Below are 20312 nucleotides of genomic sequence, written 5' to 3'. Positions count from 1 at the left end.
TGCCGACCGTGGGTGCCTCGCCAATCGGTGGCGACCCTGACGGGACTCGAACCCGCGACCTCCGCCGTGACAGGGCGGCGCGCTAACCAACTGCGCCACAGGGCCTTGCTTGTGTCACCCCATCGTACGGGCGCCACGTGTACCCCCTACGGGATTCGAACCCGCGCTACCGCCTTGAAAGGGCGGCGTCCTAGGCCGCTAGACGAAGGGGGCCAGCCGAATCTCTCCGGGGTACTCGAAACGCGATGACGTTGGGAGCCTCGATAGCTTAGGGCACCGGCACCCGAATCCTCAAACGAGGCCGCCATCGGTCACCCAGTATCCTGTTGCTTCGCAGCCCCTATAGCTCAGTTGGTAGAGCTACGGACTTTTAATCCGCAGGTCCCAGGTTCGAGCCCTGGTGGGGGCACCACGGAAGCCTGGTGAACTTTCACCAGTCTGAGGCTCCCGTTCTCGCCTGGCCTTGCGCGCCGACGGCTGCGTTTACTTTTCGGCCTGTTGTTACCCACTCGCCGGCTCGTCGATCCTTCGCGCGACGCACCCGCACGCTCGCCCGCACCGGCGCTGCCGGAGCCGTCTTGAAAAAGGTCTCGGACCTCCAGGCCCGCATTCTCGGCCGCGCGCAGCCCGCTGTAGGCCGCACGACGCCGACCGTCAGCTTCGGCTGGCAGGACCGGGCGCTATGGCTTCCGGCGGCGGAGGAGGCGGCGGCATCCATAGTGTCGCTTGCGACTCGGGCGGAAGGACAGGTGGTGCTGCGGGAGCTCGTTCGGCCTCCGCGGCTGGGGGCGCCACGCAACCGGCCTCGCCGTTGAAACCTACGCCCCAGACTCCACCGGATCTCTCGCAGCACATTCTAGTTTCGTCGGCCAGAGCCTCGTTGCTGATCACTCCGAGAACGTTCAGGTCAGCCCTGACGCCCATACAGTCGTCGTATTCGCCGATATCCCATTCTCGAGGTTCGGCGTATGCGGTAGCCGGGTCGCCCGCGGCGGTGCCGGCGACTGCTGCTGCTCCGGCGAACATCGTGGCGAGTGCGACGCGGCGTAGATAGATGGGCGCATGAGGTCTCATGGTGTGCTCCTGGGGAGTTCGGCTCTGTGGCCTCAAGCAAGTCCCCGATTGACGGAAGGTCACCACGACTGGCGTCGATGGAGCCAACTGTGCACCCTTTGCCTGCGCGTGTCTAGTGGCGGGCTTGCGCAACCGACGGCGGGCAGCACGAACGTTGCCCGAACCATCTCGCAGTCACCAATCCGACCTGCTCGGCGTCAGTCCTTGAGGTCGATCACGTGACAGGCGAAAAGCTCTGTGACGTCGAATCGATGGCGCGGGCCGGCTGGAATTTGGCTGCCGTACAAGCTGAGATCGCCAAGTGAGATGTTCGCTGCGCCAATTGCTCTCGACGGGTGACGGCTCGGCGTCGGAATGGCCAGACAGCCTGACTCAACGCATTAGGCTCACCGGCAACAGTTCGGGTCCAGCACCACGCACAGCGCGCCCAGCGCGTCACGATGCGGGCGGTGGAAGACGTTCATCCCGCGACGGTCGGACTCGACGAGCCCGGCGCGCCGGAGCTGGCTGAGGTGGTGGCTGACGGTGGACTCCGACAACCCGAGCGCGGCCGCCAGATCGCCGCTGTTCTCCTCGCCCGCCGCGGAGCCGAACAGGTACGACATGATCTTCACCCGCGCCGGGTCGGCGAGGGCCTTGAGCCGCAACGCCACCGCCAGCGCGTCGTCATCGCTCATCGGCCCGGCAGCCACGGGCGCACAGCACACAGGGGCGGACATGTCGATCATCGGCAACGCTTTGGGCATGAGGCGATTCTGCCATCCTTCTTGACATATATCAAAAACGTGGCATGGTGACCGTAGCGCGCTACTTCGATATATGTCCCACAAGTAGGAAGGTCCACCATGTCCCGCATCCAACTCGCCCTCAACGTCGACGACCTCGACGAGGCCATCAGCTTCTACTCCAAGCTGTTCAACAGCGCACCCGCGAAGGTGAAGGAGGGTTATGCCAATTTCGCCGTCGCCGACCCGCCGGTGAAGCTGGTGCTGCTGCAGAACCCCGGCAAGGGCGGCACCATCAACCACCTCGGCGTCGAGGTCGAGTCCAGCGCAACCGTGCACGCCGAGATCGCCCGGCTCGCCGGCGAGGGCCTGTTCACCGACGAGGAGATCGGCACCACCTGCTGCTTCGCCAAACAGGACAAGGTCTGGGTGACCGGCCCGGCCGGCGAGAAGTGGGAGGTCTACACCGTCCTCGAGGATTCCGAGACCTTCGGCAACAGCCCACAACACGCCGCCGAGACCGACGGCGACGTCTGCTGCGGAGCCACCGCAGCCGACGACGCCACGGCCGCGTGCTGCTGACCCAAGCCGGTTCACCGAGTGTTCGCTTGCGGCTTGATTCGATATCGGTCAATATCGACGAATGTCTAAGTCGCTGGCGACCGACGCGACGGGCTGCGTGATCGCACCCCTGGCGCGGCAGCCCCTGTCCGCCCAGGCCGCCGCCGAGCTGGCGACCAAGCTCAAGGCCCTGTCCGACCCCGTTCGGCTCCGCCTGTTGAGCGTGGTCGCCAGCCACGGCGGCGGAGAGGCATGCGTCTGCGAGCTGTCCTCCGGAATCGACCTGACTCAGCCGACCATCTCCCACCACCTCAAGGTGCTGCGTACCGCCGGCCTGCTCGACTGTGAACGGCGCGGCTCGTGGGTCTACTACCGCGCCGTTCCGGGTGCGCTGCAACAGCTTTCGTCATTGCTCGACATCGATGCCGGAGCCCGGCTGTGAACCACCCCGTCGCGCTGCCGCGCCGCCTGCTCGCGGAGTTCACCGGCACGGCACTGTTGGTCACGGTGGTCGTCGGATCCGGCATCGCCGCACAACAGCTCTCCCCCGACGATGTGGGCCTGCAACTGCTGCAGAACTCGACGGCGACGGTGTTCGGCCTGGCCGTGCTGATCCTACTGTTCGGTCCGGTCTCCGGCGCTCACTTCAATCCGGTTGTCTCAGCGGCTGATTGGCTTCTAGGCAGACGGGCGGGCACCGGCATCAGCGGCCGTCACGTCGCGTCCTACACCGTCGCGCAGGTGACGGGCGGCGTGACGGGAGCACTGCTGGCCAACATCATGTTCGACCGCGACGTCATCGAGATCTCCACCAAGGACCGCGTCACCGCCGGACACCTCGTGGGCGAGATCGTCGCCACCGCGGGGCTGATCGCGGTGATCTTCGCGCTGGCCCGCACGGGACGAGCGGCGTTGTCGGCCGCGGCGGTCGGCGCCTACATCGGCGCGGCGTACTGGTTCACCAGTTCGACGTCTTTCGCCAACCCCGCGGTGACCGTCGGCCGCATCTTCTCCGACACGTTCGCAGGCATCGCTCCTGGCTCCGCGCCGGGGTTCATCGCCGCCCAGATCATCGGCGGGCTCGTCGGTTTGGCGCTCGTCGCCGCCCTGTATCCGGACGCGGCGCAGACCGCCGACGACGTCGTCGTCCCCCATCGCGGCCCGGCAACCCCCGCCGAACAAAGGAGTCCGTCATGACCGAAGGAAAGCCGACCGTGCTGTTCCTGTGCACCCACAACGCGGGACGCTCGCAGATGGCGCTCGGCTTCTTCACCCAGTTGGCCGGAGAGGACGCCGTCGCGTGGTCCGGCGGCTCAGAACCCGGCCACGAGATCAACCCCTCGGCGATCGCCGCCATGGCCGAGGTGGGCATCGACATCACCGGTGAGTTCCCGAAGCCGTGGACCGACGAGATCGTCCAAGCCGCCGACGTCGTCATCACCATGGGCTGCGGCGACGCCTGCCCGATCTTTCCCGGCAAGCGTTACGAGAACTGGGAACTCACCGATCCCGCGGGCCAGTCGGTCGACGCGGTACGGCCCATTCGCGACGACATCGAGGAGCGGGTACGTCGACTGCTCGCCGACCTGGGCGTCACCCCGGCGTCGTGAGCCGACGCCACGCTCAGACTTTCGGGCAGTAGAACTGTGGTTGTCCGCGGTACTCGACGGGCGGCAGATTGCGCGCCGGGGTCTGGACGAGCGGGGTGTCCGCGGGCAGTCGGCCCGTGGCCCGATCGAAAGCCGAGCGCTTGCGCGGATGCATCAGCATGCGTTTGGGCAGCACCTTGGTGGCGACGGTGACGACCTCACAGAACCGCCGGTGCAGCCACTCCTGGCGAGGTGTCCAGGTGTAGCCCATCAACTCGCGAACCGGCGGGTCGTACAAGGCCACGGTCATGAAGGTCAGGAAGCGCTGCATCACCTTCAGGTTCAGCGCCCACATCCAGTCCGGAATCCAGGTCAGCGAAGGATGCTTGGGCATCGTGGACAGGTCCATCACCTCGCGGGCGGCCCAGTTGTTCTCCAACACGTTGCGGCACATGTGATCCCAGTAGGCCTGGAATTCCTCCCAGCTCTCGGGCACCGGCCGCATGCTCATGCCGTACATGCGGTACCACTGGATGTGCTCGTCGAACAGCTGGCGCCTCTGGTCCTCGGTCAGCCCGCCGCCGAACTTCTCGGCGGCCAGCAGGGTCGACTTGAAGAACGTCGCATGGGCCCAGTAGAAGACATCGGGGTTCAACGCGCTGTACCGGCGGCCCTTTTCGTCGACGCCCTTGATGGTGATGTGGTAGTCGCGCACCTCGGCGCCGGTCTTGGGCGCGCGGTCACCGTCGAAGACCACGCCACCGATCGGGTAGATCGATCGCAGCAGCCGCGGGATCCGCTCCAGGAAGAAGATCGAGTGGTCCTTCACCGCGGCACCCAGTTGCGGATGCATGTTCTGCATCGACCCGGCCCAGGTGCCCTGGAAGAGACCGGTCCACTGGCCGAAGTACCGCCATGTCAGCGAGTCGGGGCCCAGGGGCGGCGCGTCGTAGCCGCCCGCGGTCACCGGGCAGCCGGCCGTCACCGGTGACTCGCTGGTCACCGGGCACGTCGCAGACGTATCTTGAGTCACTGATGCACTTCCATCCGGTCAGCGAAGCATTCTGACTACGGGTGTTGTCATCTAGAGCTTAGGAGGGATGTGCCTTCGGGTCAACGACGGGGCCGATGGTCCGGCGTTCCGCTGCAGGATCGGCAGGTGCTGCGGCGCGACGAGTTGATCACCGCCGGCGTCGCCGTGTTGGGCAGCGCCGAGGGACCCTCACTCACCGTTCGCGCGGTATGCCGGGCGGCCGGGCTCACCGAACGCTACTTCTACGAGAGCTTCGCCGACCGCGACGAGTTCGTCCGCGCCGTCTACGACGATGTGTGCGCCAAGGCGATGTCGACGCTGATGACGGCCGAGACGCCGCGCGATGCCGTGGAACGATTCGTCGCGCTGATGGTCGACGACCCGACCCGCGGCCGAGTGCTGCTGCTGGCGCCCGCCGTCGAGCCGGTGCTGACGCGATCGGGCGCCGAGTGGATGCCGAGCTTCATCGAACTGTTGCAGCACAAGCTCACCCGCATCACCGATCCGGCGCTGGCGGCCATGGTGGCCACCGGGCTGATCGGTGCGCTGACGGCATTGTTCACCGCCTACCTCAACGGCAGGCTCACCGTCACCCGCGAGCAGTTCATCGACTACTGCGTCGAGATGCTGCTCGGACGGGTGTCGAGTCACTGACCGCTACTCGTCCGGTGTTTCGGCCTCGGCGAGTTCCTGCTCCTCGGCCTCGGCGGCTTCCTCCTCGGCCTCCGACTTCGCCTCGCGGCCCAGCGGGTGGGCGACCGATGTGCCGGGGTTGGTCGCCGTCGCGTAGGCGCCTGCACAGTTCAGCGACACCAGCACCTCGTCCTCCGAATACTCGAAGTCGTCACCGACCCCGCGCAGGAACGGTGCGTCGAACGCGTTGGTGACGATGCAGTCGTCTTCCGGCAGCTGATCGCCGACGACCGTCGCGACGATTGGATCGACGCCGTCTTCGTCCATCGCCTCCGACGCGTCTTCAAAGGTCTGGCCGACGTAATCGTTCGCAGCAGCCGTCGCGGTACCCAACAGCGCCATCGCGGCCGCGGCAGATACCACCGCACCGATCCCCAAGTACTGCATTCGCATGACGGGCGGCCTCCGTGAGTGTCATCGAGAGTGATTTCCCGCAACACTCGCGGAGCGACGTGAACGCAATCGACCGCAGAGGTGGATGGCGTGTGAAATCCTGTGTGCCAGAGTCTGTTTCGGACCTACTCGTCCGGTGTCTCGGGAGCGGCGAGCTCCTCTTCCTCCTGCTGTGCCGCTTCCTCCTCGGCCTTGGTCTTGGCCAACCGCCCGAGCGGGTTACCCACCGAGGCGCCCGGATCGGTCGCGGTGGCGTATTCGCCGTTGCAATTCAGCGCTACCTGCACCTGTGAGTCGTCCGAGGAGTCGATGCGCAGGAAAGAGGCTTCCCAAACATTGGTGACGATGCAGTCACCTTCGTCGAGCTGGTCGCCCACCCGCGATGCCACCACCGCCGAGCCGCCGCTGTCCTCGATCTCCTCCTGGGCGTCGGAGTACGCCATGCCCACGACGTCGGGCGCCGCGTGAGCCGCACCGGCTCCGAACAGCGCCATCGCGACCGCGGCAGACGTCACCGCACCGATTCCCAACACCTGCATCCGCATGACCGCTCGCCTCCGTGAATCGAGCCCGAGGCAGGCCAGGCGGCAAGCCTGGTTGCGCAGGCAGCCACGCCTGCCACCCCCGGGCGTGTTGTTCACGCAACCTTCACCGAGCAGTGTGAACGCAAGGGATCCCGCGAATTACGCAGACGTGAAATCAGCTCCGGCGGATCAACGCCGGGTTAATTGTTCGGTGTCACGGGGGCAGCGAGCTCCCGCTCCTCCTGTTGGGCAGCCTGACGCTGAGCCCGTTTCCTGGCAGCTTCCGCTTCGTCCTCGGCCTTCGCCTCACGCCCGAGTGGATTCGCCACAGATGTACCGGGATTGGTGGCTGTCGCATATTCGCCGTTGCAGTTCAGGGCGACGGCCACCTCGTCGTTGTCGGCTCGCGCGATTCGCAGGAATGAGGCGTCCCACACATTGGTGACAATGCACTGGTTCTCGTCGAGCTGAGCGCCGACACGAGTCGCGACGGTTGCCCGGCCCCCTGACTCCCTGATCTCCTTCTTGGCATCGGAGTACTTCATTCCGACAACATCTGGCGCCGCCGTGGCAGTACCTGCGCCCAACAGCGCGGCGGCGAAGAACGCCGAACCCATCCCGATGACGATGACCCTCTTCACGGCCGACCTCCGCTACTCAGGCGATGACTATCGCGTTAATACGCGAAGCCTATTTCGTTAACGCCTGTTAGGCCAGCATTAACGGCTTGAACGCCCGCAGTGGCGGCCTAGCGGTCCTGTTCGGCCTTGGCGGCACGGCCGGCAGGGCTGAGCGCGGAGTTGCCTGCTGAGCCCGGGGCGGCCAAAGCGCCGTTGCAGTTGAGGGCGACCAGCACATCGCGGTTGTTGGCCAGGCGACCTCTTGAGTTGAGTTGCGGATAACCCGCTTCCCAAACGTTGGCCACGAGGCAGTCAGCCTCGTCGGCGCCGTTTCCGGTCTTGGTCGCGATCACGGGGATACCCCCGGACTGCTGAATGATCTTCTTGGCGTCCTTGTAGGGGCGGTCCACGACGTCGGGCACTGCGCCGGCCGCGCCTGCTCCCGCCAGCGCCGCGCCGGCCGCGGCCGCAGCCACGATCGCGCCTGCCAGGAGATTTCGCATCTGCATCCGTGCCCGTCCTCCAAGAGTGTCGGTGTCGTGCGAGTTCAAGCGTGTACTTTGCGTCCGCCGGGCATACTACCGCGCACAGCTGCGACTAATGGTGCGGATGTGACAATCCGTGCGATGGCTTGAATGTCACCGGAGTACACAGATATATTGACTGCAACCAACAGGTACAGATAACTGGGAGTAGTGATGCACGAGAACCTGACGGACCTGCACCTGCTGCAAGAGCTGGAGCCTGTCGTTGAAAAGCTTCTTAATCGGCACCTGACGATGACGAAGAACTGGAACCCGCACGACTACATCCCGTGGTCGGACGGCAAGAACTTCTACGCTCTGGGCGGGCAGGACTGGGACCCAGAGCAGTCGCAGCTGTCAGAGGTCGCCCAGGTGGCGATGGTGCAGAACCTGCTGACCGAGGACAACCTGCCGTCCTATCACCGCGAGATCGCGATGAACATGAGCATGGACGGCGCCTGGGGCCAGTGGGTCAACCGGTGGACCGCGGAGGAGAACCGGCACGGCATCTCGCTGCGCGACTACCTCGTCGTCACCCGTGCCGTCGATCCCATTCAGCTCGAGCAACTGCGCATCGAACAGATGACCCGCGGATTCTCCCCCGGCCAGAACCAGCAGGGCGACCTGTTCGCCGAGAGCCTCTTCGACTCGGTCATCTACGTCACGTTCCAGGAACTGGCCACCCGGGTGTCGCACCGCAACACCGGCAAGGCCTGCAACGAGACCGTCGCCGACCAGCTGCTGGCCCGCGTCTCGGCCGACGAGAACCTGCACATGATCTTCTACCGCGACGTCTCCGAGGCCGGCTTCGAGATCGCTCCCGACCAGGCGATGCACTCGCTGCACCGGGTGCTGCGCAACTTCAAGATGCCCGGCTACACGGTTCCGGAGTTCCGGCGCAAGGCCGTCATCATCGCGGTCGGCGGCGTCTACGACCCGCGCATCCACCTCGACGACGTGGTCATGCCGGTGCTCAAGAAGTGGCGCATCTTCGAGCGCGAGGACTTCACCGGGGAGGCCGCGCGGATGCGCGACGACCTCGCCGTGCTCGTCGAGGAGCTCGAGGAAGCCTCGCAGAAGTTCGAGGAGTCCAAGCAGCGCCGCCTCGAGCGCGAGGCCCGCAAGGCCGAGAAGGTGCTCGCCTCATCAGCGTCCTAGCCGAGACGGCCCCACTGCGGATCGGGCCCATCGCGCTACGCAGCCCGGTCGTGCTGGCCCCGATGGCGGGCGTGACAAACGTCGCGTTCCGCACGCTGTGCCGGGAGCTGGAACTGGCCCGCGCGGGGACGGTCAGCGGGTTGTATGTCTGCGAGATGGTGACCGCCCGTGCGCTCGTCGAGCGCCATCCGGCGACCATGCACATGGTCACCTTCGCGCCCGACGAGAACCCACGGTCACTGCAGCTCTACTCGGTCGATCCGGACAACACGTACGCCGCGGCGAAGATGATCGTCGACGAGGGCCTGGCCGACCACATCGACATGAACTTCGGCTGCCCGGTGCCCAAGGTCACCCGCCGCGGTGGCGGGGCGGCGCTGCCGTACAAGCGGAGGCTGTTCGAAAAAATCGTCCGCGCCGCAGTCACCGCTACCCAGGGCACCGACATCCCCGTGACGGTGAAATTCCGCATCGGCATCGACGACGCCCATCACACCCACCTCGACGCGGGGCGGATAGCCGCGCAAGAGGGTGCCGCGGCGGTTGCACTGCACGCCCGCACCGCGGCCCAGCGATACTCCGGGAGTGCGGACTGGTCGCAGATCGCCGCCCTCAAGCAGCACGTGACCGACGTGCCCGTCTTGGGCAACGGCGACATCTTCGAGGCCGACGACGCGACGGCGATGATGGCCGCGACCGGGTGCGACGGCGTCGTGATCGGCCGCGGTTGTCTGGGCAGACCGTGGTTGTTCGCCGAACTGTCGGCCTCATTCACCGGCAAGCCGGCGCCGACGCCGCCCACGCTGGGCGAGGTCGCGGCCATCATGATCCGCCACGGCGAATTGCTCACACAGCATTTCGGCGAGGACAAGGGCATGCGTGACATGCGCAAGCACATTGCCTGGTACCTGCACGGCTTCCCGGCCGGTGCCGACTTGCGACGGGCGCTGGCCCTGGTCAAGACGCTGGCCGAGCTCGAGTCGCTGGTGGGCCGACTGGACCCGGCGGTGCCTTTCCCGGAGGCGGCGACCGGCCCACGCGGGCGCCAGGGCTCACCTGCGGCGGTCAACCTCCCCGAAGGCTGGCTCGCCGACCCCGACGACTGCACGGTGCCCGCCGGCGCCGAGGTGATGCACTCCGGCGGCTGACCCCGGTTACCCGGCGACTCCCAGTCGTCTCCGTCCTGAGACGACTCTGACATCACATCTCTCAGGATGTCTCAGTACGATATGAGTCTCGTCCATTATGCGCTCCCCATGCGGAGCCATGCATGTGCCGCAGCAGTGACGCTCAGCACCGCGCACAGGCGTGCGCTCAACCCGACGACGGTTCGGAGGCCGGAAGATCATGAGTGACGGCGACAACGCCACTCCTGAGTCTGCGGGCGCATCGGGCGGTCCGGACAACAGATGGCTTACCCGAAGCCAGCGGCCATCGCCAGGCGCCGCGCCGTGGGAACGAAAGGCTTTACCCGACAGCACCGAAGCCGACACCGGGACGACGACAGGTCGGTCGGGCAACCACACCGATGGCGTCACCGTTGCCGATCTGATCGCCCGCCTCGCCGGCCACACGGCGGTCCCGCCGGAATTGCGTCGTCGCAGTGCCGACTCGGGGACCGATCCGGAGGCTGAGTCAGAAGCTGATCCGCAGGCCGAACGTCGAGACGAGCCCGCTCCGCCCACCGACATCATCGCTGTGGTGCCCGCGACCGAGGAGGGTCGCGGCGCCGGGGCCGACGACGAACCCAACACCGAGGTCCTTCCCGTCGTGCGCGGTGCCTCCGAATTGCCGGACCTCACGATGGTCCGTCGACCACGCCGGGTGCCCCCCACCCACGGCTCCGGCGGCCGCGCACCCCGCAAGCGGCGTCGCGGCCGCCGCGGGACGATGCTGGCCGGCCGGGCGGCCGTCGCTGTGCTGGCGGTGTTGGCGCTCGTGCTGACCGGCGGGGCATGGCAATGGCAGTCCGCCAAGAACAACATGCTCAACCGCGTATCGGCGTTGGACCCGGACTCGCGCGACATCGTCGACCCCAACGCTCAGTTCGGCGACGAGAATTTCCTGATCGTCGGCGTCGACAGCCGCATCGGCGAGAACAGCGTGATCGGCGCGGGCACCACCGAGGACGCCGCGGGCGCGCGCTCGGACACCGTGATGCTGGTCAACATCCCGGCCAACCGGGAACGCGTGGTGGCGGTGTCGTTCCCGCGTGACCTCGAGATCGAGCCGATGCAGTGCGAGCCGTGGGACCCCAGGACCGGCGAGTACGGGCCGATCACCGACCCGGAGTCGCCGATGTACGGCATGGAACAGGTCTACACGGAGTACAAGCTGAACTCGGCCTACGCCGTCGGCGGTCCCAAGTGCCTGGTCAAGGTCGTCCAGAAGATCTCCGGCCTGTCGGTCAACCGGTTCATGGCCGTCGACTTCGTCGGCTTCTCCAAGATGGTCGACGCGCTCGGCGGCGTCGAGGTGTGCACCACCACCCCGCTGGAGGACTACGAGCTCGGCACGGTGCTGCCGAGCGCAGGCCGCCAGGTCGTCGACGGGCACACCGCGCTGCAGTACGTGCGCGCCCGGCAGGTCACCACCGAGACCAACGGCGACTACGGTCGCATCAAGCGCCAGCAGCTCTTCCTCTCGTCGCTGATGCGGTCGATGATCTCCAAGGAAGTGTTCTTCTCGCTGTCCAAGCTCAACAACGTGGTCAACATGTTCATCAACGACAGCTACGTCGACAACATGGACACCAAGGACCTCGTCACCCTCGGCCAGTCGATCCAGGGCATCGCCGCCGGGCGGATCACGTTCCTGACCGTGCCCACCACCGGGTACATGGACGAGTACGGCAACGAGCAGCTGCGTGAAGAGGACACCGACGCGATCTTCAACGCCATCATCAACGACGATCCGCTGCCCGAGGAGCGCAACGCCGACAACACCCCGGTGCCGGGCACCCCGGAGCCCACCCACGACGAGGCGCCGTCCAGCGAGTTGCTGGCCGCGGTCACCACGGATCCGCAGGACGTGACCGTTCAGGTGTCGAACTCGACCGGCCAGGACGGCCTGGGCGCCACGGCCGCCGGCGAACTGCAGAACCACGGGTTCAACGTCACCACCCCCGACGACTATCCGGGGCCGCTCGACTCGACGACGGTGTTCTTCTCGTCGGGCAACGAGCAGGCGGCAGCCACCGTGGCCTCGGCGTTCGCCAACCCGACCATCGAACGGGTGTCCGGGAAGGGCGACGTCGTGCAGGTGGTGCTGGGCACCGACTTCTACTCGGTGTCGCCGCCGTCGCCGAGCGGCTCACCGGTGCAGGTGCACGTCGTCCACGACGGCAGCGACAGCACGCCGACGGAGCTGCCCGAGGACCTCGCGGTGACCAACGCGGCGGACACCACCTGCGAGTGAGCGACGGCCCGGACGTCGTTGTGCCAGGTGGCATTCACCCTTCGTTCACCATCGACGTCGTGACGCTCGGCTGACCAGACCGTAGGGTAGAAACCATGCGAACCGCCTATCACGAGCAGTTGGATCAGCTCAGCGAGCAGCTCGGCGAGATGTGCGGGCTGGCGGGCGCGGCGATGGAGCGTGCCACCCAAGCCCTGCTGCAGGCCGACCTCGTCCTTGCCGAACAGGTCATCACCGACCACGAGCAGATCGTCGCGATGAGCACCCGCGCCGAGGAGTCGGCGTTCGTGCTGCTCGCGCTGCAGGCGCCGGTCGCGGGCGATCTGCGATCGGTGGTCAGCTCGATCCAGATCGTCGCCGACGTCGACCGCATGGGCGCCCTGGCGCTGCACGTCGCCAAGATCGCCCGCCGCCGCCATCCCCAGCACGCTCTGCCCGAGGAGGTCAACGGCTACTTCGCCGAAATGGGCCGGGTCGCAGTGGAACTCGGTAGCAGTGCGCAGGAGGTGCTCGTCACGCGTGACCCCGACAAGGCGGCCCGGATCGCCGAAGAGGACGACGCGATGGACGACTTGCACCGTCACCTGTTCACCGTGTTGATGGACCGGGAATGGAAGTACGGCGTGACCGCCGCGGTCGACGTGACCCTGCTCAGCCGGTTCTACGAGCGCTTCGCCGACCACGCGGTCGAGATCGCCCGCCGGGTGATCTTCCAGGCCACCGGCAACCTGCCGGAAGGCGACGAACTGGCCGCGCGCTGAGCAGTTCCCTCAGCGAGCAGAAACGCCCCGGCCGGGGGCGTTTCTTGTAGTCGGGGTCAGCCGAAACGCCCGGAGATGTAGTCCTCGGTCGCCTTCTGCGTGGGATTGGAGAAGATCTTCTCGGTGTCGTCGATCTCGATCAGCTTGCCGGGCTTACCGGTGGCCTCCAGGTTGAAGAACGCCGTCTGATCGCTCACCCGCGCGGCCTGCTGCATGTTGTGCGTGACGATGACGATGGTGAAGTCCTGCTTGAGTTCTGCGATCAGGTCCTCGATCGCCAGCGTCGAGATCGGGTCGAGCGCCGAGCACGGTTCGTCCATCAGCAGCACGTCGGGTTGTACGGCGATGGCGCGGGCGATGCACAGCCGCTGCTGTTGTCCGCCGGAGAGGCCGCCGCCGGGCTTGTCGAGCCGGTCCTTGACCTCGGTCCACAGGTTGGCGCCCTTGAGTGACCGCTCGGCGACCTCATCGAGTGTCTTCTTGCTGCGCATGCCCTGCAGCTTCAACCCGGCCACGACGTTGTCGCGAATCGACATGGTCGGGAAGGGATTCGGTCGCTGGAACACCATGCCGATCGTCTTGCGCACGCTGACCGGGTCCACGCCCGCGCCGTAGATGTCGTCGCCGTCGAGCAGCACCGAGCCCTGCACGTAGGCGCCGGGGATGACTTCGTGCATGCGGTTGAGCGTGCGCAGCACCGTTGACTTCCCGCAGCCGGAAGGGCCGATGAAGGCCGTGACGCTGCGCGGCGGAACCGCCAGCGACACGTCTGCAACGGCATGGAAGGAGCCGTAGTAGATGTTGACGTCTTTGAGGTCAAGGCGCTTGGCCATGTTGTCCTATGTCTCCTAAACCTGTTCAGACCTTTTTCGGGGAAAAGAATTTGGCGATGAAGCGCGCACCGACGTTGAGGAGCGCGATCAGCACGATGAGGGTGAACGCCGCACCCCACAGCCGGTCGGTGGGCACCGGGTTGGCGCCGGCACCGGCGGAGACCTGGTCATACATCATGCCGGGCAGCGAGCCCATGAACCCGCTGGACATGTCGAAGTTGATGGCCTGGGCGTAGCCCACCAGGATCAGCAGAGGAGCGGTCTCTCCCATCACGCGGGCCAGCGCCAGCAGAATGCCGGTCACGATGCCCGACAGCGCCGTCGGAATCACAATCGAGGTAATGGTTCTCCACTTCGGGACGCCCAGCGCGTAGCTCGCCTCGCGCAGGTCCATCGGAACGATCCGCAGCATCTCCTCGGTGGAGCGCACGATCACCGGGATCATGAGAAGCACCAGCGCCAGCGACACGGCGAAGCCCGACCGCTCGAAGCCCAGAGTGGCCACCCACAGGGCATAGATGAACAGTGCGGCTACGATCGACGGAACGCCGGTCAGGATGTCGACCATGAAGGTGGTCATCTTGCCCAGTCGGGTGCCGCCCCCGTACTCGACGAGGTAGATGCCGACGAACACGCCGATCGGGATGGAGATCAGCGCACACACCAAGCCCTGCAACAGGGTGCCGACGATGGCGTGGTAGACGCCGCCGCCCGCGGTGAAGGCCGTCATGCCGGACTGCGAGTTGAACCACCACGTGCTCGAGGTGACCACACCGAAGCCCTTGACGACCACCGTGACCAGTACCCACACCAGCGGGACGACCGCGATGAGCACCGAGAGGCTCACCAGTACCGTGGCGACGTGGTTGGTCAGTTTCCGCCGGGCGCTGACGCCGTGGAAAGTGGGCGCCTTCACCGGTTGGTCCAGCGTTGCGGTCATGATGCAGACCGGTCCTTTCCGGCGACCGCGGCGCGGGCCAGCGAGTTCACCACGAAGGTCAGGATGAACAGCACCAGGCCCGCGGCTATGTAGGCGCCGGCCTTGTACTGGTCATTGAATTCCGAAGCCGCAGATGCGATGAGGCTCGCGAAGGTGTAGCCCGCGTCGAACAGTGACCATCCGAACGCCGCCTGCGTGCCGCGCAGGATGATCAACAACGCGATCGTCTCGCCGAGCGCACGGCCCAGGCCGAGCATCGCGCCGCTGATGTAGCCCGACATGCCGAACGGCAGGACGGTGGTGCGCACCACCTCCCAGCGGGTGGCCCCCAGCGCGAGCGCCGCCTCGATCTGCCCCTTCGGCGTCTGCACGAAGACCTCGCGGGTCACCGCGGTGATGATCGGAAGGATCATCACCGCGAGCACGATGCCAGCGGTGAAGATGGTGCCGCCGCCGGCCACCGAGGCGTTGCCGGTCTGGAAGAGGAACAACCAGGAGAGGTTCTCGTTGAGCCACAACGCGAAAGGGCGCAGCACCGGAGCCAACACGTACAGGCCCCAGACGCCGTAGATGATGGACGGCACCGCGGCCAGCAGGTCCACCATGTAGGCCAGCGGCCCGGCGACCCTGCGCGGCGCGTACTGAGTGAGGAAGATCGCGATGCCCAGCGCCACCGGCATCGCGAGGATCAGCGCGAACACCGAGACGAACACCGTGACCTGAAGCAGGTCGAAGATCCCGAACTGCATCGCCGAGGTGTCGGTGGTGACCCACGAACCGCCGTAGAGGAAGAAGTTGGCCTCGTTACGGGCCAGCGCCGGGACCGCCCGCCACACCAGGAAGAAGCCGATGGCCACGATCAGGGCAACGATGAAGATGCCCGAGCCCTCGGACAACCAGCGGAAAATGCGGTCCCCCGGCCGGACCTTCGTGCTCCGGGCGGGATCAGTCGAGATGGGCTCCGGTTCCGGGAAGGGGGCGGCCATCGCCGCACCCGACCCGGCCTCTGCTGGATTCGGTTCTGTCACTTCGACCCTGTCGGTCATCGGTTACGTGTCCATCCTCGCCGCAGTGTCGCCGTTTCGCCAGCAGGACTAGGCGGTCGACGAGATGGCGTCGATCGAACCCGTCAGGCGCTGCTTGAACCGATCCGGCAGCGGAACGTATCCGGCCTCGGACAGGCCTTGCTGACCCTCGTTGGCCGAATGCTGGAGAAATGACTTGATCGCCTCGGCCGTCGGCTGGTCGTAACCGTTGGAGCAGACGATCTCGTAGGTGGCCAACACCAGCGGATACGCGCCCTGCTCCTGGGTGGCGTACAGCGACTGCAGGTCCAGCACCAGGTCCTGGCCCTCGCCGGCGAACTGCGCCGCGTCGATGGCCTTGCCGGCGGACTCGTCGGTCAACTCGACAGCACCGCTGCCGTTGTCGATCTGGGCGTAGGGAATTCCGGCCTGGTCGGCGAAGCCCTTCTCGACGTAACCGATGGCGCCGGGGGTGGCCTGCACCGCCTGCGCCACGCCCGCCGACTTCTGCGCACCCTCGCCTGCGCCGCCCTGGAACTCGGAGCCGTCACCCTTGGTCCAGGTCTGCGGCGCCGCCGCGGCCAGATATTTCTGGAAGTTGTCGGTGGTGCCCGACGAATCCGACCGGTAGACCGGCGTGATGTTCTGGTCGGGCAGGTTCTTACCCTCGTTCAGCGCCGCGATGGCCGGATCGTTCCACTTGGTGATCTGACCCTGGAAGATGCGCGCCAGCACGTCGGCGTTGACCACCAATCCGTCGACACCCTCGAGGTTGTAGGCCATCGCGACCGGTCCGAACACCAGCGGGAGGTGCCAGGCGGGGTTGCCTTTGCATCGCTGGGCGGCCTGAGGGACCTGTTCGTCGGACAGCGGGGAGTCCGAGCCGGCGAAGTCGACGTTGCCCGCGATGAACTGTTGGCGACCCGCGCCGGAGCCGGTGGGGTTGTAGGACAGGTTCTTGCCCTGGCAGATCTGGCCCCACACCTGGTTGAACAGCCCGATGGCGTTCTGCTGGGCGGTCGAGCCCTCGGCGTTGATCGTGTCCTTGCCGCCGCAGTTCTCGCCGCTGGCCGTTCCCGTTTCGCCGCCACCCGATCCGGTGCCCGCGTTGTTGTCGCTGCCGCAACCGGCCAGCGTCAGGGCCAGGATCGCGGCCGCGGACGCTGTCGTGCCAGCGGTCTTACCCATGCTGATGCGCTTCACTTATCCCACTTTCGGTCGACTGCTTCAGACTCCCCGGCAACGTATGCGGCCGTGGTGGACGGATCGCACATGGAAGGTGAACGAACGGTGAACAGGTTCACCTTGATCACTGGTTGGAGGGTGAACGCGAGGCGTACGCGGCGTCGACGGCGAACCTCTCGAAACCGAGATCTTCGTAGGTCTTCACGGCCGCCGAGTTATCTGCTTCGACGTAAAGCATCACCGTCGGCTGTGAGCTGTCCGACAGTCGTTTCGCCAGGTGGTGCAGCCCGGTCAGCGTGAGGACTCCGCCGAGCCTGCGACCCTGCGCCGCCGGGTCGACACCCACGACGTACACCTCGCCGAGGTCAGCGCCGTGGACTTTCGTCCAGTGGAAGCCGAGCAGCGCGTCGGTCCGCTCGTCGAACGCGAGGAACAGCCCTTCGGGGTCGAACCACGGCTCGCCGCGGCGCTCGGCGATCTCAGCGGCCGTCCACCCACCCTGCTCGGGGTGCCATGCGAAGGCGGCGTTGTTGACGCGCAGCAGTTCGGCGTCGTCCTCGGGCCCCGAGTAGGTCCTGATGTGGATGCCGTCGGAGATGGCGACGGCGGGCAGGTCGGTCAGCGGACGGCGCATCTGCAGCAGTTCGCGCACCACCGTCAGGTCCAGTGCCGCTGCAGTGGCGCGCGCCGGTTCGAGGTTGCCGTGTGCCCAGATCCGCGCGCCGTCGCCGCCTTCGGCCAGCGCGGTGCGTGCCATCGCCGATCCGACCCCCCGGCGCCTCGCCCGTGGGTGCACTACCAGTTCGGCCATCACGGGCGCGTCGGCCGCGGCGAGGTTGAGGTAGCCGACGATGTCGTCGTCGTCACCGTCGACGGCCAGCAGGTGCCGGCTACGGTCGCCGGCGAGTTCGCGCAGCACCTGATCGCCCACCGGGGCCACGCCGTCGACCGACGCCGCGGCTGCGATCAGCTCGCGGACCCGACGCTGTTCTTCATCGGAAAGGGCTCGCCGCCAAGCGATTTCGGTCACGTAGGGTGAAGTTCGTCGGCCAGCGCCTCGGCCCCGTAACTGGTGCCGTCGGCGTCGTACTCGGCGCCGTCGACCTCGTCGGGCACCTCGGCGCCGGGCGTGGGCTGGCGGCCGCGGGCCGGCCGGACCGCCTTGTAGCCGACGTTGCGCACGGTGCCGATCAACGACTCGTACTCCGGCCCCAGCTTGGCGCGCAGTCGCCGCACGTGCACGTCGACGGTGCGGGTGCCGCCGAAGAAGTCGTAGCCCCACACCTCCTGCAGCAGTTGGGCGCGGGTGAACACCCGGCCCGCGTGCTGCGCGAGGTACTTGAGCAGCTCGAACTCCTTGTAGGTGAGGTCCAGCGGCCGCCCGCGCAGGCGCGCGGTGTAGGTGCCCTCGTCGATGACCAACTCCCCGAGGCTGATCTTGCCGACGTTCTCCTGGTTGGCCACACCGCCGCGGCGGCCCACCAGCAGCCGCAGCCGGGCGTCGATCTCAGCGGGCCCGGTGCTGGGCAGCAATATCTCGTCGAGCCCCCACTCGACGTTGACGGCCACCAGCCCGCCCTCGTTCACGACGGCCACCACGGGCACCGACGTCCCGGTACTGCCCAGCAGACGGCACAGCCCCCTGGCGGCGGCCAGGTCGGTACGCGCGTCGACGATCGCGACGTCAGCGCTGCCGGCCTCGAGAAGGGAGGAGACCTCGGTGGGCGCGGTCCGCACGGTGTGGGCGAGCAGCGACAACGAGGGCAGCACCGAGTCGGGTTGTGGGTCGACGGTCAGTAGCAGTAGATCCAACTGGCCCTCCAACAGCACAGGGACCTCGCCTGGACAACGATGTCGGTCGGTGACTTCCCAGATTCATGCCTGTCATGTGGCCGTTACCCGGCCGATGGTCATCTAACGATAGCGCGCTACCTGCTGATTAGCTGCGCCGAACCGGGCGGCTTGGCCGACGTGGTCCAGAATGTCGAGGTGCGCAAGGTGCTGATCGGAGTTCTGGCCACCGTCGCCGCCGTGGCGGTGGGCGCCGTCGGAGCGGACTTCGGTGCGGCGATCTACGCGGAATACCGCCTGGCCAGAAGCGTGCGCAGCGCCGCCGGCCTGCAGCACGACCCGTCGGTCGCGATCCTCGGCTTCCCGTTCACCACCCAGGCCATGGACCACCGCTACGACGAGATCGAAATCCGCGCGAGTGGCGTCGATCACCCCGTCGTCGGCAAGACCTCGCTGGAGGCCACGCTGCACGACATCGACATCACGGACGAATCCTGGCTTATCGGACCGGGCGCCGAACTGCCCGTCGGCAAGGCCGAGAGCCGCGTGATCGTCGATTCGACGCACATCGGGCGCTTCATGGACATCCCCGACCTCCTGGTGGAGGCGCCGACGCGGGAGAGCAACGACGCCACCGGCGGCACCACCGAGTCGGGCATCTCCAGCAACCGGGGCGTCGTGTTGACCGGGACGCCGACGAAGGCGGGTTTCGACAAGAAGGTCAGCGTCGCGGTCGACCTCGACATCACCGGGCCGGACCAGACCACCCTGGCGATGACGCCCACCGGAGTGCTGACGGGGCCCAACACCGCCGACCAGGACGTCCCCGAGGAGAAGGTGGCGGCGGTGCTGGCCGCCTTCGCCACGAGCATCCCCGGCCTGAAGCTGCCGTTCGGCTTGACGCCGACCGCCCAGGGCGCGCGGGGATCCGACATCATCATCGAAGGGATCGCCGAGGGAGTGACCGTCGACCTCGACGAGTTCACCATGAGATGAGCGGTTGCGCGAAGAACGGAGGCCGGCCATGAGCTCGTCCTGGGTGCTCGCCATCACCGTGCTGATCGCCGCGCTCGGTGTGGCATTCGTCGTCGGCAGGCTGATCACGCTGCGTGCCGGCTTGCTGCGCTCCGCGGAGGACGCCGCCAACGTCGACACCAGCGACCTCGGCCTGTCGACGACCGGGCCGACGGTGCTGCACTTCTCGGCGCCATGGTGCGGACCGTGCGATGCGGTGCGCCGGGTCGTCGAGGAGGTCTGCGCCGAGCTGCCTCGAGTGGCGCATGTCGAGATCGACATGGACGCGAATCCGGAAGCGGCGCGGCGCCTTTCGGTGCTGTCGCTGCCTACCACGATCGTGTTCGACGCCGATGGTCGGCCGCGGTACCGCACCCATGGCGTCCCCAGGGCTGCTGACCTGCGGGCGGCGGTGGAACCGCTGTTGGCTTGATCACGCTGTCATTGGGTAG

General features: G+C 66.8%; 22 protein-coding genes, 3 tRNA genes and 1 pseudogene. 12 read left to right on the top strand and 14 right to left on the bottom strand.

All coding sequences use genetic code 11. From position 1 onward, the window contains the following. Positions 1–28: 28 nt before the first annotated feature. Both K3G64_RS12625 and K3G64_RS12620 read right to left on the bottom strand, forming a co-directional pair. Positions 29–105 (bottom strand) — tRNA-Asp (locus K3G64_RS12625). A gap of 35 nt (positions 106–140) precedes the next feature. Further along, positions 141–213, bottom strand: a tRNA-Glu gene (locus tag K3G64_RS12620). A 123-nt stretch (positions 214–336) separates the two neighbouring features. On the opposite strand from K3G64_RS12620, the gene K3G64_RS12615 reads away from it, so the two are divergent. Then, positions 337–412, top strand: a tRNA-Lys gene (locus K3G64_RS12615). 1048 nt (positions 413–1460) lie between these two features. Here the strand turns inward: K3G64_RS12615 and K3G64_RS12610 are convergent. After that, positions 1461–1820, bottom strand: a complete 360-nt coding sequence (locus tag K3G64_RS12610) for an Rv2640c family ArsR-like transcriptional regulator (protein ID WP_238950213.1) — start codon at positions 1818–1820, stop codon at positions 1461–1463. 99 nt (positions 1821–1919) lie between these two features. Between K3G64_RS12610 and K3G64_RS12605 the strand changes: the two genes are divergently transcribed. From K3G64_RS12605 to K3G64_RS12590, 4 genes and pseudogenes are all read left to right on the top strand, one after another. Beyond that, positions 1920–2381 carry an ArsI/CadI family heavy metal resistance metalloenzyme gene (locus K3G64_RS12605; protein ID WP_238950212.1) on the top strand — a complete coding sequence of 154 codons (462 nt, stop codon included), beginning with the start codon at positions 1920–1922 and terminating at the stop codon, positions 2379–2381. Between the two features lie 61 nt (positions 2382–2442). Beyond that, positions 2443–2802, top strand: a complete 360-nt coding sequence (locus K3G64_RS12600; protein ID WP_238950211.1) for an ArsR/SmtB family transcription factor — start codon at positions 2443–2445, stop codon at positions 2800–2802. Further along, on the top strand, positions 2799–3557 hold the full coding sequence (locus K3G64_RS12595; RefSeq protein WP_238950210.1) for an aquaporin: 759 nt from the start codon (positions 2799–2801) through the stop codon (positions 3555–3557). Before K3G64_RS12600 ends, K3G64_RS12595 begins: the two co-directional genes overlap by 4 nt. A gap of 2 nt (positions 3558–3559) precedes the next feature. Then, positions 3560–3970: pseudogene (locus K3G64_RS12590) on the top strand (arsenate reductase ArsC); the annotation flags it as partial. Between the two features lie 13 nt (positions 3971–3983). On the opposite strand, the gene K3G64_RS12585 reads toward K3G64_RS12590, so the two are convergent. Then, positions 3984–4982, bottom strand: a complete 999-nt coding sequence (locus K3G64_RS12585) for an oxygenase MpaB family protein (protein ID WP_238950209.1) — start codon at positions 4980–4982, stop codon at positions 3984–3986. 69 nt (positions 4983–5051) lie between these two features. On the opposite strand from K3G64_RS12585, the gene K3G64_RS12580 reads away from it, so the two are divergent. Next, entirely contained in the window at positions 5052–5636 is a 585-nt protein-coding gene (locus tag K3G64_RS12580) for a TetR/AcrR family transcriptional regulator (RefSeq protein WP_238950208.1), read from the top strand. A 3-nt stretch (positions 5637–5639) separates the two neighbouring features. On the opposite strand, the gene K3G64_RS12575 is transcribed toward K3G64_RS12580, so the two are convergent. The 4 genes from K3G64_RS12575 to K3G64_RS12560 all read right to left on the bottom strand — a co-directional run bounded on the left by K3G64_RS12575 (position 5640) and on the right by K3G64_RS12560 (position 7763). Beyond that, positions 5640–6068, bottom strand: coding sequence for a hypothetical protein (locus tag K3G64_RS12575; protein ID WP_238950207.1), 429 nt, complete (start codon positions 6066–6068; stop codon positions 5640–5642). Positions 6069–6193: 125 nt separating this feature from the next. Beyond that, the gene (locus tag K3G64_RS12570; RefSeq protein ID WP_238950205.1) at positions 6194–6613 is read right to left on the bottom strand and encodes a hypothetical protein; all 420 of its coding nucleotides are present in this window, start codon (positions 6611–6613) and stop codon (positions 6194–6196) included. Between the two features lie 179 nt (positions 6614–6792). Further along, positions 6793–7209 (bottom strand): PASTA domain-containing protein, encoded by a 417-nt coding sequence (locus K3G64_RS12565; protein WP_238950203.1) that lies wholly within the window; start codon positions 7207–7209, stop codon positions 6793–6795. Between the two features lie 131 nt (positions 7210–7340). After that, entirely contained in the window at positions 7341–7763 is a 423-nt protein-coding gene (locus K3G64_RS12560) for a hypothetical protein (protein WP_238950201.1), read from the bottom strand. 147 nt (positions 7764–7910) lie between these two features. Here K3G64_RS12560 and K3G64_RS12555 point away from each other — a divergent pair, with 147 nt between their 5' ends. The 4 genes from K3G64_RS12555 to phoU all read left to right on the top strand — a co-directional run bounded on the left by K3G64_RS12555 (position 7911) and on the right by phoU (position 13072). Continuing rightward, positions 7911–8894, top strand: coding sequence for an acyl-ACP desaturase (locus K3G64_RS12555; protein ID WP_238950199.1), 984 nt, complete (start codon positions 7911–7913; stop codon positions 8892–8894). Positions 8895–8956: 62 nt separating this feature from the next. Continuing rightward, positions 8957–10042 (top strand): tRNA dihydrouridine synthase DusB, encoded by a 1086-nt coding sequence (gene dusB, locus K3G64_RS12550; RefSeq protein WP_238950197.1) that lies wholly within the window; start codon positions 8957–8959, stop codon positions 10040–10042. 199 nt (positions 10043–10241) lie between these two features. Beyond that, a complete protein-coding gene (locus K3G64_RS12545) occupies positions 10242–12311 on the top strand; it encodes an LCP family protein (protein WP_238950196.1) in 2070 nt (689 codons plus the stop codon). A gap of 95 nt (positions 12312–12406) precedes the next feature. After that, entirely contained in the window at positions 12407–13072 is a 666-nt protein-coding gene (gene phoU / locus K3G64_RS12540; RefSeq protein ID WP_238950195.1) for a phosphate signaling complex protein PhoU, read from the top strand. 56 nt (positions 13073–13128) lie between these two features. On the opposite strand, the gene pstB is transcribed toward phoU, so the two are convergent. The 6 genes from pstB to K3G64_RS12510 all read right to left on the bottom strand — a co-directional run bounded on the left by pstB (position 13129) and on the right by K3G64_RS12510 (position 18867). After that, positions 13129–13905, bottom strand: coding sequence for a phosphate ABC transporter ATP-binding protein PstB (pstB, locus tag K3G64_RS12535; protein ID WP_238950194.1), 777 nt, complete (start codon positions 13903–13905; stop codon positions 13129–13131). A 25-nt stretch (positions 13906–13930) separates the two neighbouring features. Continuing rightward, positions 13931–14845: a phosphate ABC transporter permease PstA gene (pstA, locus tag K3G64_RS12530; protein WP_238950193.1), complete on the bottom strand. Its 915-nt coding sequence runs from the start codon at positions 14843–14845 to the stop codon at positions 13931–13933. Further along, positions 14842–15891, bottom strand: a complete 1050-nt coding sequence (gene pstC / locus K3G64_RS12525; RefSeq protein WP_238950192.1) for a phosphate ABC transporter permease subunit PstC — start codon at positions 15889–15891, stop codon at positions 14842–14844. Before pstC ends, pstA begins: the two co-directional genes overlap by 4 nt. 48 nt (positions 15892–15939) lie before the next feature. Beyond that, a complete protein-coding gene (gene pstS / locus K3G64_RS12520) occupies positions 15940–17058 on the bottom strand; it encodes a phosphate ABC transporter substrate-binding protein PstS (protein WP_238950623.1) in 1119 nt (372 codons plus the stop codon). 121 nt (positions 17059–17179) lie between these two features. Beyond that, the gene (gene mshD / locus K3G64_RS12515; protein ID WP_238950191.1) at positions 17180–18085 is read right to left on the bottom strand and encodes a mycothiol synthase; all 906 of its coding nucleotides are present in this window, start codon (positions 18083–18085) and stop codon (positions 17180–17182) included. After that, positions 18082–18867: a winged helix-turn-helix transcriptional regulator gene (locus tag K3G64_RS12510; protein WP_238950622.1), complete on the bottom strand. Its 786-nt coding sequence runs from the start codon at positions 18865–18867 to the stop codon at positions 18082–18084. Before K3G64_RS12510 ends, mshD begins: the two co-directional genes overlap by 4 nt. A 177-nt stretch (positions 18868–19044) precedes the next feature. On the opposite strand from K3G64_RS12510, the gene lmeA reads away from it, so the two are divergent. After that, complete coding sequence (lmeA, locus tag K3G64_RS12505) at positions 19045–19842, top strand: mannan chain length control protein LmeA (protein ID WP_370647194.1); 798 nt, start codon at positions 19045–19047, stop codon at positions 19840–19842. Positions 19843–19870: 28 nt separating this feature from the next. After that, the gene (locus K3G64_RS12500) at positions 19871–20293 is read left to right on the top strand and encodes a thioredoxin family protein (RefSeq protein ID WP_238950190.1); all 423 of its coding nucleotides are present in this window, start codon (positions 19871–19873) and stop codon (positions 20291–20293) included. Positions 20294–20312 lie beyond the last annotated feature (19 nt).

This window comes from Mycobacterium sp. IDR2000157661 (assembly GCF_022317005.1).
In the GTDB taxonomy this organism is placed as follows: Bacteria; Actinomycetota; Actinomycetes; order Mycobacteriales; family Mycobacteriaceae; genus Mycobacterium.
This window is presented reverse-complemented; position numbering and strand designations above follow the sequence as displayed.